The sequence below is a fragment of the Desulforhopalus glucosivorans genome (genome assembly GCF_054397165.1).
In genome coordinates this window covers 2618699-2634601 of the sequence record NZ_AP044854.1, presented here as the reverse complement: position 1 = coordinate 2634601, position 15903 = coordinate 2618699, and the positions used below count along the sequence as shown (strand labels likewise).

Sequence of the window (15903 nt, the reverse complement as noted above, 5' to 3'; positions counted from 1 at the left end):
CAGTGGCAGGCCCCTTTGATTTTCAATGGGGCCTGTTCTGTTTGAGATGGTTGAGATTGTAAAGAAAATGGAGCTACCATGATTTTAAAAGAACTCAATGGAGTGATTCCCACCTATGGCGAGGATTGTTATTTTGCTGAGACCTGCGTGGTTGTGGGAGATGTTGTGATGGGCGATCAGTGTTCTCTTTGGTTTGGAGCAGTGTTACGAGGAGATGTGAACTATATTCGTCTGGGAAATAAGGTGAATATTCAGGACGGTGCGGTGGTTCATTGTACCTATGAGAAGTTTCCAACGAATATCGGTAACAATGTCTCAGTTGGCCACAATGCAATAGTGCATGGTTGTACGGTTAAGGATAATGTATTGATCGGAATGGGTGCAATTGTAATGGATGATTGCGTGGTCGAGAGTAATTCTATTATAGCAGCGGGTGCAGTGGTCACGCAGGGAACTACAGTTGAAGCGGGGACTATTTATGCGGGTGTGCCTGCAAAAAAGGTAAAGGATATTAGCAGTGAGCTCATTGCTGGTGAAATAGAGAGGATTGCCAACAACTATATCAAATATTCAGGCTGGTATAAGAACGATTAGCACGGTGCCGGCTGAGCTATTTTTTCAGAAGCGTGAGCAGGCTGTCAGCGGCTGCTGTAGGAGAGGTTTTTTGCTCTGCAATGGCACGTCTCAGCTCTGGTAAGAGCTCTGCAACTTCAGGGTTGTTGTAGAACCAGCTGCGCAGACCATCGTCTAAGAGAAAATGCATCCATTCAAGGGCCTGTTCTCTTCTCTTCTCCTCAAATTCGCCGCTTTCGGTGAAGGTGTCTTTGTGGGAAATGATGGTGTCCCAAATTTCCTGAATCCCTTCAGAGAAAAGTGAGCTACAGGTCAGTACCGGAGGGCTCCAGTTGACACTTGCTGGCATCAGCATGTGCAGGGCCGCTTCATACTCCCTTCTGGCCATTTTGGCCTTGTCAATATTGTCGCCATCGGCCTTGTTGATAACAATGGCGTCCGCCACTTCCAGTACACCTTTTTTAATACCCTGGAGTTCGTCTCCAGCTCCTGCTATCATAAGAACCAGGAAAAAATCGACCATGGAGGCGACAGTTGTCTCCGATTGTCCAACTCCAACGGTTTCTATGATCACGACATCATAGCCTGCTGCCTCACACACAAGCATAGTTTCACGGGTTTTTCTACCAACTCCACCAAGGGTCCCGCTGGAGGGGGAGGGACGGATAAATGCGTTTTCGTTGGTTGCCAGTTTCTCCATCCTGGTCTTGTCACCAAGTATAGAGCCTCCACTTCTGGTACTGCTGGGGTCGATAGCGAGAACGGCAACCTTATGATCCATCTCGGTGAGCATTGTTCCAAAACTTTCGATGTAGGTACTTTTTCCAGCCCCGGGAACCCCTGTAATCCCAACACGCACAGATTTACCAGTGTGGGGAAGGAGTTTATCAACGATATTCCGCGCGAGATCCTGGTGCGCAGGTAAGACACTCTCGATAAGGGTGATGGTTCGTGCAAGGGTTCGTCTGTCGCCTGCAAGTATTCCCTGAACATAGTCTTGTGCTGATTGTAACATCATGAGTTGTCTTGCCTGAAGGGTCGAAGGTTGCTTATAAAATGTTGAGTTAACAGAACATAAAATAACAACAGGTGAGAAGAATCACAAGATTTCAGCTCACCTGTTGTGTCATACATGGGCGCTGTGGTTTAGCCCATGTACTTCTCTTCAAGTAACGCAAGTGTGCGGCCAGCGGAATCAGGAATAGGTGTTCCAGGTCCAAATACTGCGGCAACGCCAGACTCAAAGAGGAAATCATAATCTACAGGTGGAATGACTCCGCCTGCTACCACGATGATATCTTCACCCCCGAGTTTTTTAAGCTCTTCAATGAGTGCTGGGATAAGGGACTTATGTCCCGCAGCAAGGCTTGATGCGCCAACAACGTGAACGTCATTTTCAACAGCCATTTTAGCAGCTTCTGCAGGGGTCTGGAACATTGGGCTGATATCAACATCAAAGCCAAGGTCTGCATAGGCACTTGCCACAACCTTAAAACCACGATCGTGACCATCCTGACCCATTTTCGTAACGAGCAGTCGAGGACGTCTCCCTTGGGTTTCAAGGAATTTGTTTGTTCTTTGTTTAATTGCATTGATGGCTTCTGGATTGGCATCACACTCTGAAGAGTAGGCTCCAGAGATGCAGCGGGTGGTAGCAACAAAGCGTCCAAACACTGATTCCATCGCATCAGAAATTTCCCCAACGGTTGCACGGGCACGTACTGCAGGGAGTGCAGCTTCAAGCAGGTTCCCACCGTTTTTAGCAGCTTCAGTGAGATCAGCAAGGGTTTTTTCAACGAGTTTAGAGTCGCGACTGGCCTTGATCTGTTCGATACGAGCAATTTGCTCATCCCGGACTGTTGAGGGAACTTCGCGAACCTCAAAGTCGATCTGTTCGTCTTCAAGTTTATACTTGTTCACTCCAACAATAACATCGCTTCCCTGGTCAATACGTGCCTGCTTGCGTGCTGCTGATTCTTCAATGCGCATCTTCGGCATACCGCTTTCAATGGCCTTTGCCATGCCGCCGAGTCCTTCGATCTCATCAATAATCTTTTGTGCTTCGTTGATAATATCATTGGTTAGAGATTCAACGTAGTAGGAACCACCCAATGGGTCGATGACGTTACATACCTGGGATTCTTCCTGGACAATGATCTGGGTATTTCTGGCAATTCGCGCAGAAAAATCAGTAGGTAGTCCGATGGCTTCATCAAAAGAGTTGGTATGCAAAGATTGGGTTCCGCCAAGAACTGATGTCATAGCTTCAAGTGTTGTGCGAATGATGTTGTTGTACGGATCCTGTTCAGTAAGACTCCAGCCTGAAGTTTGGCAATGGGTTCTGAGCATTGAAGATTTTGGATTCTTTGGATTGTATTCACTCATGAGTCGGTGCCAGAGGAACCTGGCAGCTCTCAGCATAGCAATGTCCATAAAGAAATTCATGCCAATGCCAAAGAAGAAGGAGAGGCGTGGCGCAAATTGATCAATATCCATGCCGCTCTTGAGCGCTGCCTTGACATACTCAACACCATCAGCGAGGGTAAAGGCGGTTTGCAGAACACTGTTTGCACCCGCTTCCATCATATGATAACCGCTGATACTGATGGTATTGTACTTTGGCATATTCTGGGAACAAAATGTCATAATGTCCGAGATAATGCGCATTGAAGGGGTGGGCGGGTAGATATAGGTATTTCTTGTGAGGTACTCTTTAAGTATATCATTCTGGATGGTACCAGAGAGCTGGTCGTGACTTACGCCCTGTTCCTCAGCTGCAACTATGTAACCCGCAAGAATTGGAATGACAGCGCCATTCATGGTCATGGAGACAGACATTTTGTCAAGAGGAATACCATCAAAGAGAATCTTCATGTCCTCAACAGAATCAATGGCAACGCCAGCCTTACCAATATCACCGGCAACGCGGGGGTGGTCAGAGTCGTACCCTCTGTGGGTTGCCAGGTCAAAGGCTACAGACAGACCTTTTTGGCCAGCGGCCAGAGCCTTGTGATAGAAAGCATTGGATTCTTTTGCGGTGGAAAAACCAGCATACTGACGAATGGTCCAGGGACGCCCGGCATACATTGTGGCCATGGGACCACGGACATATGGGTCAATACCCGGTAGAGTATTGACTGAATCCAGTCCTTCAATATCTTCTGCGGTATAGAGGGGCTTTACGGTAATACCTTCAGGGGTATTCCAGTTAAGGCTGTCTATGGGTTTGCCTTTCATCTGCTTTTCGGCAAGTTCCTGCCATTTTTTGTAATCGGGGTGCTGTGGCATTGTCTACTCCTTAGTTTGCCAATTGAATTGGCTTAAATATCTTACATTAAAAAAAATGTATCTTAATCACGTTGGCAGAGTTCTACGAGGACGCCACCAGTTGCTTTAGGGTGGAGAAAGGCAATTTTGGCTCCTCCCGCTCCAATTCTTGGAGTCTGGTCAATGAGTTGAATACCTTTTTCTTTCAGTTCTTCGAGAGCCTCTTCGATATTAGCGACCCTGAAGGCAACGTGTTGAAAGCCAGTGCCTTTTTTGTCGATGAATTTGGCAACAGGGCCATCGGGAGAGGTGGACTCTAGCAACTCAACCTCACTTTCCCCGACAGGAAAAAATGCGGTGGTAACTTTTTGTGCTTCAACTGTTTCTGCACCCTCAAATTTGAGGCCCATGATCTCAGACCAGAAGTTCTTTCCATCATCAATACTGTTAACTGCAATTCCTAAGTGGTCAATTTTAAGTATTTCCATGATTGTTTCTCCCAAAAGTCAGAATTGGTGCCAGATGGCGTTTCTTCTTTCTCGGTTATTTGTTTGTCGTGATTCTATCTTGTTTATATGTCTCAGGGTTGATCATGCCCTGCCAGACCATTTCAAACATAATGTTTGCCTGGTCTGTCAGGGACTCAGTTTTGCCCCGCAATATCCACATAAAAAAGCTTCGCTGAACAAAGCCCATGAGGAAGTCAAGCAGGGTACCAGCGCGCACATTAGGGTTGAGGATTTTCTCTTTTTGTCCTTGGCGCAGTACGTCGATCATAAGATTCATCATTCTGGGCTGGTCAAATGTGGCGTCGGCCATCCAGGTTTTCATGGGCAGGGTCATGAATACAATCCTGCCAAGTCCTTCGTGTCGCTCGTAATAGTCGAGTTGAAGCCAAAAGACCTTACGGAGTTTTTCTTTAAGATTTTCGATGCCGTGTAGATGATCCACAATGCGGTCTGTCAGTTTTCCCATCCAAATATCTACGAAGGCAAAAACAAGTTGTTCCTTGCTGCCGTAGTGCTTGTAGATAGTAGTAAAACTAACCTCTGCACGGTTTGCAATGTCGCGGATAGATGCTTTGTGAAAATCGGAACTCGAAAAGATTTCAAGCACAGCTTCTTCCAGCCGTTTATGAATATCCGCATTGAGTTGTTCTGTTTTCATTAGGCAACCTGTTGAGTTAAGTTTCTATGCATTTTTGTCTCTTGGAGCTGAGTCCTTAAAAATTAGTGATTAATTGGTTCCAAAAAGTGATAGAAGCACACCGGCTGATACAGCGGAACCTATAACACCAGCCACATTTGGTCCCATGGCGTGCATCAGTAAAAAATTGCCTGGATCTTCTTTTTGGCCAACAACCTGGGAGACCCGAGCCGCCATTGGAACGGCAGACACACCTGCAGATCCGATAAGTGGGTTGATGTTCATGTTAAGCAGTCTGTTCATCAGTTTGGCAAGGAGTACACCGGACGCTGTACCGATTGCAAATGCAGTTACTCCAAGGGCGAGTATGGCAAGTGTTTCGATTTTTAAAAATTGTTCAGCAGTGGCCGTAGCACCAACGGTTACGCCTAAGAAAATTGTAATGATATTAATAAGGGCATTTTTTGCGGTATCTTCAAGGCGTCCAACAACACCGCACTCTCTGAAGAGATTGCCGAGCATCAGCATTCCGATAAGAGTCGCTGCGGGGGGTACCATGAGTGAGACGATTACAGTGACGATGATTGGAAATATGATTTTTTCTCTCTGGGTAACAACGCGGAGCTGGGTCATGCGAATGACGCGCTCTTCTTTGGTGGTCAGAAACTTCATGATAGGCGGTTGTATAATAGGTACAAGAGCCATATAGGAGTACGCTGCAATGGCAATTGGGCCGAGGAGGTGCGGTGCGAGTTTAGATGAAAGAAAAATCGCAGTCGGTCCATCAGCACCACCAATAATCCCAATTGATGCTGCTTCCTGGGCGGTAAAGAGCCCTGAGGCGATTGCGCCAATAAAGGTGATAAAAATTCCAAACTGGGCAGCTGCACCAAGGAGTAGAGATTTTGGGTTAGCGATAAGTGGGCCAAAGTCAGTCATTGCGCCCACACCCATAAATATCAAGGGCGGGAAAATACCTAAGTGGTCTCCCTGGAAGAGGTAGTAGAGCAAACCACCGGGTTGTACGGTGTGGATAACATTTTCTTTTATCTCCATCACAGGTTCTGCCATGAGTCCGGCAAAAGGCAGGTTTGTGAGAAGTACGCCAAAGGCGATAGGAACGAGGAGCAGAGGTTCAAATTTCTTAACGATTGCGAGATAGAGCAACAGGCAAGCAACGGCTAACATGGTAATTGAACCAAAGGTAAGCCCGTAAAAACCAGTGCTTTTGAAGAAATCGATTAGTGCATCCAGCATGGTGTGTCTCCTGGGTATTAAGACAGGACGATAAGGGTGTCGCCTGCATTGACTGAGAGTCCCTGTGAAGCGTTAAGTTCCTGGACAGTGCCGTCAGCAGGAGCTTGTATCTCATTCTCCATTTTCATAGCTTCTAGAACCAGCAGGGTTTGTCCCTTAGTGACAGCACTGCCAACTTCAACGGCCACGCTGAGGACTGTGCCGGGCATAGGAGCAATGATAGCTCCACCTACGGTTGCTTCGACTTTTGCAGGAGTGGGTTTTGCAGGAGCTGGGCTTGCCGGTTTGGCAGCAGGTGCTGCAGGTTTTGGCGCAGGTGCTGCCGGGGCAGGTGCAGTGGAACCTCCACTGAGTTCTTCAATTTCAACGTTGTATTCGCTACCGTTAACTAAAACTCTGAACTTTTTCATTTTATTCCTCATTATAGTGCGTAATGATTGCGTAGTTATAGTCTGCTGTTCATCTGTTCTATGACGCCTGCCCTGTTCCACTGTGGGGTCCGATTTTCAACTTTTTCAATATTTCGAATCACAATATTAGATGCAGATGTGCCAAGTGACATTGCGATTGCCGTAGTAATTGCTGCTACAACCTCATTTTCATCAACCTGTGGCTTGGCCGGGGGCTTCGGTGTTGTCTGGGGGGCAGGGGCTGGTTGATTTGTTGTTACAGCTACAGGTTCTTTGTTCAGTATTTTGTTCATCCAGTTCATGATGAACAGCAAAACAATCAGCGCTGAAAAGGTGATTCCCATTCCAAGTACTGTCGTAATCAGGCTCGCTGTTACCTTGTCTCCCATGGAAAGAGACTCTATAAGTTCACCGTTAGCAAAAATTTCCAGGAGTTCTGTGGTTGTCATGAATATCTCCTGTTAGAGTGGAATGTTGCCGTGTTTTTTGGCAGGTCGTTTTTCACGTTTTCCCTCCAACATATTGAAGGCATCAATGATCCGCTGGCGTGAGGCATGGGGGTCGATGACATCATCAACAAAACCTCGTTCAGCAGCCTTATAAGGGGTCGCAAATTCAGCAGCGTATTCTTTGAGGATTTCTGCCTTTGTTTTAACTTTATCCTCGGCTTTTGCGATATCATTTTTAAAGATGATGTTTACAGCTCCTTCAGACCCCATGACTGCAATTTCAGCAGAAGGCCAGGCGAAGACCATGTCTGCACCAAGAGATTTGGAGCACATGGCTACATAGGCTCCACCATAGGCTTTTCGGGTGATAACGGTAAGTTTAGGAACAGTTGCCTCGCTGTAGGAGTAGAGAATCTTTGCTCCGTGCCTGATGATCCCACCATATTCCTGATTAGTGCCAGGGAGAAAGCCGGGGACATCAACAAAGGTGAGCAGAGGAATATTGAATGAATCACAGGTTCTGATAAAGCGTGCTGCCTTATCGCCAGCATTCATATCGAGGCATCCTGCCATTACATTTGGCTGATTGGCCACAATTCCTACTGATCTACCATCAATTTTGGCAAAACCTGTAACAAGATTTTTTGCAAAGTATGGCTGGTATTCCATAAATTCGCCCTGATCAACAATTGGGATAATCACATCAAGGATGTTGTATGGCTTATTCGGGTTGTCTGGGACGAGGTCATCGAGCTCGTCGATCTGCCTGTTAATGTCATTTTGGCTTTCAGACTTTGGTGTTGTCTCAAGGCTATTTGAGGGCAGGTAAGAGATCAACGTTCGAATATCAGTCAGACACTGAATTTCATTGTCAGCCATAAAATGCACATTGCCTGAGACGCTATTGTGTGTCATCGCCCCACCAAGATCCTCTGCTGATACAATTTCACCTGTTACGGTCTTAATTACCTGGGGACCGGTAATAAACATCTGGGATGTTTTATCCACCATAAAGATAAAATCCGTAAGAGCTGGTGAGTAGACTGCGCCACCGGCACATGGGCCCATGATGGCAGATATTTGTGGAATAACGCCAGAGTATATAGAGTTTCTGAAAAAGATATCTCCATAACCAGAGAGTGCATCTACAGCTTCCTGGATGCGTGCGCCACCCGAGTCGTTTATGCCTACAATTGGAGATCCAATTTTGGCAGCACTGTCCATCGCTTTCACGATCTTTTTTGCATGCATCTCGCCTAGTGCTCCACCTGTGATGGTAAAGTCCTGGGAGAAGGCGTATACAATGCGACCATTTACCTGGCCGTAACCTGTTACAACTGACTCACCTTCAAAATCGAGTTTGTCCATGCCAAATCGGGTGCATCTGTTTTTGATAAAGGCATCGGTTTCGATAAAAGTGCCGGGATCAAAAAGATGGATAAGGCGCTCTCGCGCCGTCATTTTACCTTTGGCGTGTTGCTTTTTTATCCGGTCTTCACCGCCTCCCAGAGCAATTTTGTCTCGTTTCTCCTGGAGGAATTCCCTTTTAGCTACTGACATGTTGTGAGCTCCCTGATCAGTTTAAGTTGCGTTGCGGTTAAGATTTTGTTGGATAACCGTAATTACTCAGTTTCATCTGTACTGGTGCTGCTCTTATATTCAATAATGGCTGGGTTTGCGATTCCCTGCCAAACCATCTCAAACAGTCCATTTGCTTCGCTTGCGAGATTGCCCTGTTGCCCTCTGATAATCCACATGAAAAACGTGCGCTGGATAAAGCCTAAGAGAAAATCAAGTAGAGACCCAGCCCGCATGTTTGGATTGATAATGCCCTGTTGTTGGCCATCTTTGAAAACTTCAATTATGAGCCGTACCCTTCTTTTCTGGTCGAAACTTTCATCTACCATCCATGTTTTCATGGGTAGTGTTATAAAGAGAATTCTTCCGAGTTCCTCATGCCTTTCGTAGAAGTCGAGGTGTAACCAAAAAACCTTTCTCAACTTCTCCTTCAGGTCTTCGATGCCTTTTAAATGGTCTTCAATACGATCTGTTAGACGTTCCATCCAAAAATTGACGAAGGCAAAGAGTAAACGTTCCTTGCTACCGAAGTGTTTGTAGATGGTTGTAAAGCTGACACCCGCACTATCGGCTATGTCCCTGATGCTTGCCTTATGGAAGTCGGAAGTGGAAAAAACCTCCATAACAGCAACTTCAAGTCTTTTTTTTACATCTTTATTGAGGTTGTCTAACATCGTTATCGTTTCCAACCATATTTTGTCTTTCTTAGGGTGTCTTCGTTTTTAAATAATTGAAATATCTAGTTAAAATGTATTGCTGTTCAGCTTGTTCGTGAAAAAGTATATTGTTGTTATTTTAATCTAAAAGCACTCTTTCTTGTTGAAAAAACGTGTAAAAAGTATAACTGTGTGTATAAGTTAAATGATAAAAATAAATAATGAGTAACAATGTTACTCTTTATTTATATTAGGTCTTGGTTTTTTGTCAAGAAAAAAGAAGGAAGGTAATTAGGGTAATAAGATTGTTGTGGTTTTTGTCTGGGCCTTTTATCTTGATGTTGGGCCTTGTTAATTGGCATGCTTGGGCATTTGTTCATAAACTCACGAGTGCTGGAGTTGTCAGGAATTGTATAATGCTTTTTTTTGAGGAGGAAGTGATGCTGGGTGAAACCTTTCGTGCCATGGTGGTGACAGAAGAAAATGATGGAACCTTTTCCCGGGGTATAAAAGAACGTTCGGTTGAAGGTCTTGGCAATGGTGAGGTGCGCGTTAAGGTGTACTATTCTTCTCTTAATTATAAGGATGCGCTGTCAGCCACCGGAAATAGAGGCGTTACTAAGAACTACCCACATACTCCGGGGATTGATGCCGCAGGTATAGTGGCTGAGAGCAGGGATGCGAATTTTAAAGTTGGTGATCAGGTGATAGTTACAAGCTATGACCTTGGGATGAATACTCCAGGAGGGTATGGGGAACTTATTACAGTGCCCGCCAGCTGGGTGGTGCCTCTACCAGATGGGTTACAGTTGAAAGAGAGTATGGTGTATGGAACAGCCGGTTTTACAGCAGCAATGTCGGTTGATGCCTTAGTGCGTACTGTTGGCCCCGAGGCTGGTGATGTTTTGGTGACAGGTGCAACTGGTGGTGTTGGTTCCATTGCAGTATCGATCCTTGCTCAGCTTGGATACTCAGTTGTGGCCGTGAGCGGTAAGGTTGGTGCTGAAAAATTTTTGCAGGACCTTGGGGCAAAGGATGTGATTGATCGGGCAAGTGCAGCAGAGGGTGCTGAGCGTCCGCTCTTAAAGACACGTTGGGCAGGTGTCATTGATACTGTCGGTGGCGATCTGCTTGTGGCCGCTATAAAGGCAACCAATCCTCTGGGTGTGGTAACCTGTTGTGGTAATGTTGCATCTGCTGATCTTCCATTAAACGTATTCCCTTTTATTTTGAGGGGGGTGACTCTTGTGGGTATTGATTCACAAAACTGTCCTATTAGCTATCGCAAGGAGATCTGGAATAAGCTTGGTACAGTCTGGAAGCTGAGTAGTTTAGAAGCAATCAGTCGTGAAGTTACCCTTGAGGATCTTGATGTTGAAATAGGTTTCATTTTAAATGGTAAGCAGAGAGGGCGCGTAGTGGTGAACATGGCAGGGTAAATCTGTAAGGCTGTCCTGGGGGTGCTGGGAAGAGTGGTCAACCGGAAAAGGAACTTTTATGAAAAAAACAGGATTTGTTTACGATGAAAGGTATCTGTTGCATGACACAGGTGAGGCTCATCCTGAGTCTCCTGAGCGATTAAAGGCAATATACAACTATCTGGTGAAAACAGGGACTCTAGAGAAACTGACAAAAATCGAAGCAGAGCCCGCCAATCAGCGATGGATTGAGGCTGTGCATAATATCCATTATATTACAAGGTTTGAAGAGGCGTGTTCCTGGGGCTTGCGAGAGTTCGAACATGCAGACAACGCTATATGTAGAGAGACATACGATGCTGCTTATCTGGCAGTTGGTGGAGTGCTGACAGCAATCGATAGTGTGATGAAAGGTGATGTGGAGCGGGCTTTCTGTGCAGTGAGGCCGCCTGGGCATCACGCAGAGGTCGATAAGCCCATGGGCTTTTGCTATTTTAACAATGTTGCTATTGGAGCCAGGTATTTACAGGCACAATATAATATTAAACGGGTGGCCATAATTGACTTTGATGTTCATCACGGCAATGGTACCCAGCATATTTTTGATAAAGATCCTTCAGTATTGTACTATTCTATCCATGAACACCCCTCTTTTGCCTACCCGGGAACTGGACGGGACTTTGAGGAAGGTGTGGGGGAGGGGGAAGGTTTTACGAAAAATTCGGCGGTTTTGCCCGGTAGAGGAGATGAAGAGTATCGCCGTCTTCTTATGCAGGATATGGTTCCTGCTGTAAAAAGATTTAATCCTGAATTTATTTTATTATCCGCGGGCTTTGATGCCCATGTAGAGGATATGATGTCAGGTACAAGTCTCACGACAGATGGTTATGACTTTGTAAGTGATGTGATACTTAATCTCGTGAACCGTTTTGTAGATGGTAAGGTCGTGTCGGTGTTAGAGGGTGGATATAACCTTGATGTGCTTCCTTTGCTTGTTGAAAATCACATCAAGATGCTCTGTGAGTTGCGATCATTTTAAAATACATAGATTGTGGTTTTAGCGTGTTAACATGATAGGATTACAGGAGGAATTATGTTTGTAAGTGAAAGAATGGCAACTGACCTGATCACTGTTGAACCTGAGTTGGCGATCTTTGAGGCAAAAGAATTGATGGTGAGTAAAAATATACGTCATTTGCCTGTTGTGGATAAGAGTGGAAAGCTTCTTGGGATTGTTTCGGATAGGGATATGCGTGATGCAATGCCGTCTACTCTATTGAAAAAGCCGGACTATGAAACTACGCTAGGCAAGATCGGTGGTTATCCTGTGTCCGATATAATGACTCCAAAACCTTTAACTATTTATCCATACTATACCCTGCAGGACACTCTTTTGGTAATGCAGAAGAAAAAAATTGGTGCATTGCCGGTGGTGGATGAGGAGGGGTACTTGAAGGGCATTCTCTCGACGAGAGATTTGTTAAAGGCCTTTGTTAGTGTACTCAATATTGATGAGCCAGGTACTTTACTGTGTATTGTTGTGACTGAGCAACCTGGACAGATGAAAAAGGTCGTTGATGTAATAAGTGAAGAAAATATTTCTCTTGGCAGTGTGCTTGTGACAAGACATTGGGAGAATAATAAGAGGGCAATTTTTCCATACCTGCTCACAAATAACGTGATAAATATAAAACAAAAACTAGTGGATATTGGTTTTGAACTGATCGACCCAATGAAGTGGTATCTCGATCAGTTGCCCACCACTCCTAAAGAGTAGGGGGGAATTGATATTGTGTGTTTTTCAGACTGTTGTATTGCGCTGTTAAAAGAGAAAATATGTCCTATTTGAAAAAACTCATTCTTGGTTGTTTTATTAGCTCTCTCCTGTCGGCGTCATTTGTTTGTGCTCAGGGGGGAGTTGAAGACCTGATTGAGAAGGGTAATCAGGGAGATGTGCCATCCATGGTGCAATTGGGGCAGTATTATCTTGAGGGCGACCGTAATAAGCATGAGGCGTACCGCTGGTTTCTGCAGGCGGCTCGCCAGGGTAACCTGGAGGGACAGGGACAGGTTGTTGCAATGTACCTCGCTGGGTTAGGTGTGCAAGAGGATCCTGGGAAAGCGATGTATTGGCTAGAAAAAATTGCCCAGGCAGGCAATGCTGAAGGTCAATATCAATATGGGCGGGCACTCTTTCTTGGGCAAGGGGTTGGTAAAGATCAGAGGAGTGCTTTTGGTTGGTTTCTACGCGCCGCTGAAAATGGTTTCTCACCTGCTATGGGCCAGGTCGCTGAGATGTATTTGTCCGGTGACGGAATAGATAAGGATTTTGAACGCGCTATATTTTGGTTGGAAAAGATGGCATCTGCTGGTGATCATGATGCTGAAAAACAACTCGCATGGATGTATTATCGCGGTCATGGGGTTCCGATTGATAAGGCCCTTGCATTTACGAAATTCTTAACCGTTGCCCGGGGTGGTGATCTTGTTTCGATGGGAAAGGTCTCAAATATGTATTACCTCGGTGATGGGGTGGATAAAGATGTAGAGAAATCTTTTTACTGGACGTCTCAGGCAGCGTCAAAAGGTGTGCCCAGTGCTCAATATAATCTTGCCATGATGTATGCTAAGGGAGATGGGACCGATTTATCCGAGGAGAAGGCTGCCGAGTGGTTTTTAAAGGCCGCAAAGCAGGATTATCTTCTTGCCCAAAATACTATAGCCTGGAAATATAGTCACGGGATTGGTGTGACCCAGAATAGTGAGCAGGCGGTATACTGGTATCAGACGTCCGCTGCTAATGGTGATCCCGCAGGGCAGTATAATCTCGGACGGATGCTATTTAAAGGCGAAGGTGTGGAGCGAAGTGAGGAAAAGGCCTTTGACTGGTGGCTAAAGGCCGCCAGGCAGGGTTTTGTTCTTGCTCAGAGTAGGCTGGGGTACTGTTATATTAAGGGAGTTGGAGTTGAGGCTGATGTAGATAAGGCACATCTCTGGTGGAGCAGGGCTGCTGGTAACGGAAACGAGGTTGCCCGGCGTAATTTGGAAATACTTTGCGCAGAGCAACCGTTGGTCTGTAATGATTCGCCGATCACATCGTTAAAGGATGAAGTTCGTGGAGAAGAGTCTGTGCAATAAGCCAGTTCGTGTCTTTTCGGGTTTGAAGTCTACTTGCCGAGGCAGGCAGCCTACTGCTTTTCGGCTTCTTTTGCGAGTTCCTCGTCCGACATGGTCCAGAATGGGGTACCATCTTTAGTGAGTCGTACCTTAAACTCATAATCTTCGCCTTGTTTAGCTTTTGCCGCTATAAAAACGTCTTCATCATCAATGACAGCCCAGGCACCTTTGATTTTTGTTTTCACACCTTTTCGAAGGCCGGTCTCTTTGGGGTTTGCATAGTCCCATGGACAGAGGTGAACAAGAATCTCTTCATCACCTTCAAGGAGGATAAACGCAGTTCCTGTATCCATTCCTTTGAGTGGCGTTATTTTCTTGAACTTGAGGAGTTTTCCTTTGAGGGAGTCTCTTTCTTTGTGATTGTACAAGGCGTTGTAGTTGGAATCTTTTTCCCACCCTTTGTATGTCTCAGCGGCAAAACAGATTGTGCTTGTGGTAATGAAAAATGACAGGACAAGGATTGCTGTGAGAGTAATTGTATATATAGATTTCATAATGCTACCTCTGAAAATAATGTGACATGGTCTCTGGCTTGTAGTTTATCTCGGTATTGTCTGTTATCTCAGCTTTTTCTGTCTTTCCTGGCTTGTCTGAAAAAATCTTCCAGGAAACTTTTTCTCCACCCTGAGGTTTGTCTCAGTTGTTCAATATTCAGAGCTTTGTTGGTACGCAAGGTTCTCGTGAGTTGCTTAAGTTCCGAAGCGTTACCGATAAGACTGGGGGCTATGCCCAGCAGCTCGCATTTTAGAGCAATTAAACCATTGAGGTTCTCAAGGGTCTTTTTCTCGCCACTGTTTAAGCGTGTTGGGAGTTTCTGTTCAGGGTAGTGTGAGGGATCCTGCTCCTTTGTGGCTGAGACAATTCCAATAATATTGTTTGAATATCGTGAAATAGCCTTGTCAGAAAGTGATGTTTTGTTCTTGAGAATCTCTATGTCACGGGGCTGTACTTTGGCGATCTCAAGAAGTCCGGTGTCTTTAATAATATGACCGCGGGGGCGATCTCGTTTTTGTGCTACACCATCCCGCCAGATGGATAAGTTCTTTAAGATAGCGAGTTCTTTTTGACTTAGATTGCTGGCGCCTCGAATTTTCCGGTATCTTTCATGTTGGTTGGCACAGTTGTAGTTGGCAGGGTTATTGAGAAGGTTGAGTTCCTCCTGGAGCCAGGACTTTATTTTGGGGCCTATGATTCGGGTGAGAAGGAGTACTCGGATTGCGCGGAGGTACCGTACATCATCTAATGCATACTCAACCTGTGCCTCAGAGAGTGGGCGCTTGATCCAATTGGTCCGAGTTTCATTTTTGGCAAGGTCAATATCGAGAAGTTCTTTGATCAGGTAGGCCAGTGAAAGTGTAGCCTCAAGATCAGAGAATCCTGCAGCGAGTCTGGTGTCAAAAATATTCTGTGGTACAGCGCCAGTGGCGCGGTGGAGTATGGTAAGGTCCTGAGGAGCATCGTGTAATATTTTAACGACTCCTCGATCGGAGAGAAGTTTTCCAAGGGCGGAGAGATCTTTAATGGCAATTGGGTCAATGAGGTAGCATTCTTCATCGGATAATGCGATTTGAATGAGGCCAAGTTGAGGGTAGTAGGTTCTCTCCCATACAAACTCTGTGTCCAGGGCTACTGCGTCAGTTTGTCGTGCTTTTTGTACGAGTAGGTTAAGATCCGATTCGTTTTGAATTAATGTGTTCAACTTTTCCATGCCTGGTGCCTGTTGGTCTGCTAAAAAATATCTATCAGTTAACTTCGATTATCTGCCGTAAAATATCTGAATAAACCACCGTTTAAGGTGTGTTCAGGGTATAATAAAATATGTATATAGTAGGTTCTCCTGCTTTAGAAAAGAGTATAGTCTATATAGCTGTAAAAAGACATAAAGAGCAGTAAAAGACAAGAATTATTATTCTATTCACTGGTTTATTTGCTATAGTTGATGCTTTAGTCTTGACCCCGGTTTTTATAAACA

Annotated in this window: 16 protein-coding genes; 5 read left to right on the top strand and 11 right to left on the bottom strand. The window is 45.3% G+C overall.

What is annotated here, in order from left to right; genetic code table 11:
• The first annotated feature begins 78 nt into the window (after positions 1-78).
• Positions 79-594 (top strand): gamma carbonic anhydrase family protein, encoded by a 516-nt coding sequence (locus ACX6CI_RS11450; RefSeq protein WP_458778290.1) that lies wholly within the window; start codon positions 79-81, stop codon positions 592-594.
• 16 nt (positions 595-610) lie between these two features.
• Here the strand turns inward: ACX6CI_RS11450 and meaB are convergent, their stop codons facing one another.
• The 9 genes from meaB to ACX6CI_RS11405 form a co-directional block, all read right to left on the bottom strand.
• Positions 611-1591: a methylmalonyl Co-A mutase-associated GTPase MeaB gene (gene meaB, locus ACX6CI_RS11445; RefSeq protein WP_458778289.1), complete on the bottom strand. Its 981-nt coding sequence runs from the start codon at positions 1589-1591 to the stop codon at positions 611-613.
• Between the two features lie 128 nt (positions 1592-1719).
• Positions 1720-3861: a methylmalonyl-CoA mutase gene (scpA, locus tag ACX6CI_RS11440; RefSeq protein WP_458778288.1), complete on the bottom strand. Its 2142-nt coding sequence runs from the start codon at positions 3859-3861 to the stop codon at positions 1720-1722.
• 62 nt (positions 3862-3923) lie between these two features.
• The gene (mce, locus tag ACX6CI_RS11435; protein WP_458778287.1) at positions 3924-4328 is read right to left on the bottom strand and encodes a methylmalonyl-CoA epimerase; all 405 of its coding nucleotides are present in this window, start codon (positions 4326-4328) and stop codon (positions 3924-3926) included.
• A 55-nt stretch (positions 4329-4383) separates the two neighbouring features.
• The gene (locus ACX6CI_RS11430) at positions 4384-5007 is read right to left on the bottom strand and encodes a TetR/AcrR family transcriptional regulator (RefSeq protein ID WP_458778286.1); all 624 of its coding nucleotides are present in this window, start codon (positions 5005-5007) and stop codon (positions 4384-4386) included.
• Between the two features lie 69 nt (positions 5008-5076).
• Positions 5077-6243: a sodium ion-translocating decarboxylase subunit beta gene (locus tag ACX6CI_RS11425; RefSeq protein ID WP_458778285.1), complete on the bottom strand. Its 1167-nt coding sequence runs from the start codon at positions 6241-6243 to the stop codon at positions 5077-5079.
• Between the two features lie 17 nt (positions 6244-6260).
• Positions 6261-6653 carry a biotin/lipoyl-containing protein gene (locus ACX6CI_RS11420; protein WP_458778284.1) on the bottom strand — a complete coding sequence of 131 codons (393 nt, stop codon included), beginning with the start codon at positions 6651-6653 and terminating at the stop codon, positions 6261-6263.
• Between the two features lie 35 nt (positions 6654-6688).
• Positions 6689-7102 carry an OadG family protein gene (locus ACX6CI_RS11415; RefSeq protein WP_458778283.1) on the bottom strand — a complete coding sequence of 138 codons (414 nt, stop codon included), beginning with the start codon at positions 7100-7102 and terminating at the stop codon, positions 6689-6691.
• A gap of 12 nt (positions 7103-7114) precedes the next feature.
• Positions 7115-8662, bottom strand: a complete 1548-nt coding sequence (locus tag ACX6CI_RS11410; protein WP_458778282.1) for an acyl-CoA carboxylase subunit beta — start codon at positions 8660-8662, stop codon at positions 7115-7117.
• Between the two features lie 62 nt (positions 8663-8724).
• The gene (locus ACX6CI_RS11405; protein ID WP_458778281.1) at positions 8725-9354 is read right to left on the bottom strand and encodes a TetR/AcrR family transcriptional regulator; all 630 of its coding nucleotides are present in this window, start codon (positions 9352-9354) and stop codon (positions 8725-8727) included.
• Between the two features lie 398 nt (positions 9355-9752).
• On the opposite strand from ACX6CI_RS11405, the gene ACX6CI_RS11400 reads away from it, so the two are divergent.
• The 4 genes from ACX6CI_RS11400 to ACX6CI_RS11385 are packed head-to-tail and all read left to right on the top strand — an operon-like array spanning position 9753 to position 13892.
• On the top strand, positions 9753-10775 hold the full coding sequence (locus ACX6CI_RS11400; protein ID WP_458778280.1) for a YhdH/YhfP family quinone oxidoreductase: 1023 nt from the start codon (positions 9753-9755) through the stop codon (positions 10773-10775).
• Between the two features lie 58 nt (positions 10776-10833).
• Positions 10834-11793, top strand: coding sequence for a histone deacetylase family protein (locus ACX6CI_RS11395; RefSeq protein ID WP_458778279.1), 960 nt, complete (start codon positions 10834-10836; stop codon positions 11791-11793).
• Between the two features lie 54 nt (positions 11794-11847).
• Entirely contained in the window at positions 11848-12531 is a 684-nt protein-coding gene (locus ACX6CI_RS11390) for a CBS and ACT domain-containing protein (RefSeq protein ID WP_458778278.1), read from the top strand.
• Positions 12532-12590: 59 nt separating this feature from the next.
• Positions 12591-13892, top strand: coding sequence for a tetratricopeptide repeat protein (locus ACX6CI_RS11385; protein ID WP_458778277.1), 1302 nt, complete (start codon positions 12591-12593; stop codon positions 13890-13892).
• A gap of 50 nt (positions 13893-13942) precedes the next feature.
• Here the strand turns inward: ACX6CI_RS11385 and ACX6CI_RS11380 are convergent, their stop codons facing one another.
• Together ACX6CI_RS11380 and rnd are read right to left on the bottom strand one after the other, a co-directional pair.
• A complete protein-coding gene (locus tag ACX6CI_RS11380) occupies positions 13943-14425 on the bottom strand; it encodes a hypothetical protein (protein WP_458778276.1) in 483 nt (160 codons plus the stop codon).
• Positions 14426-14493: 68 nt separating this feature from the next.
• A complete protein-coding gene (rnd, locus tag ACX6CI_RS11375; RefSeq protein WP_458778275.1) occupies positions 14494-15639 on the bottom strand; it encodes a ribonuclease D in 1146 nt (381 codons plus the stop codon).
• Positions 15640-15903: the final 264 nt, after the last annotated feature.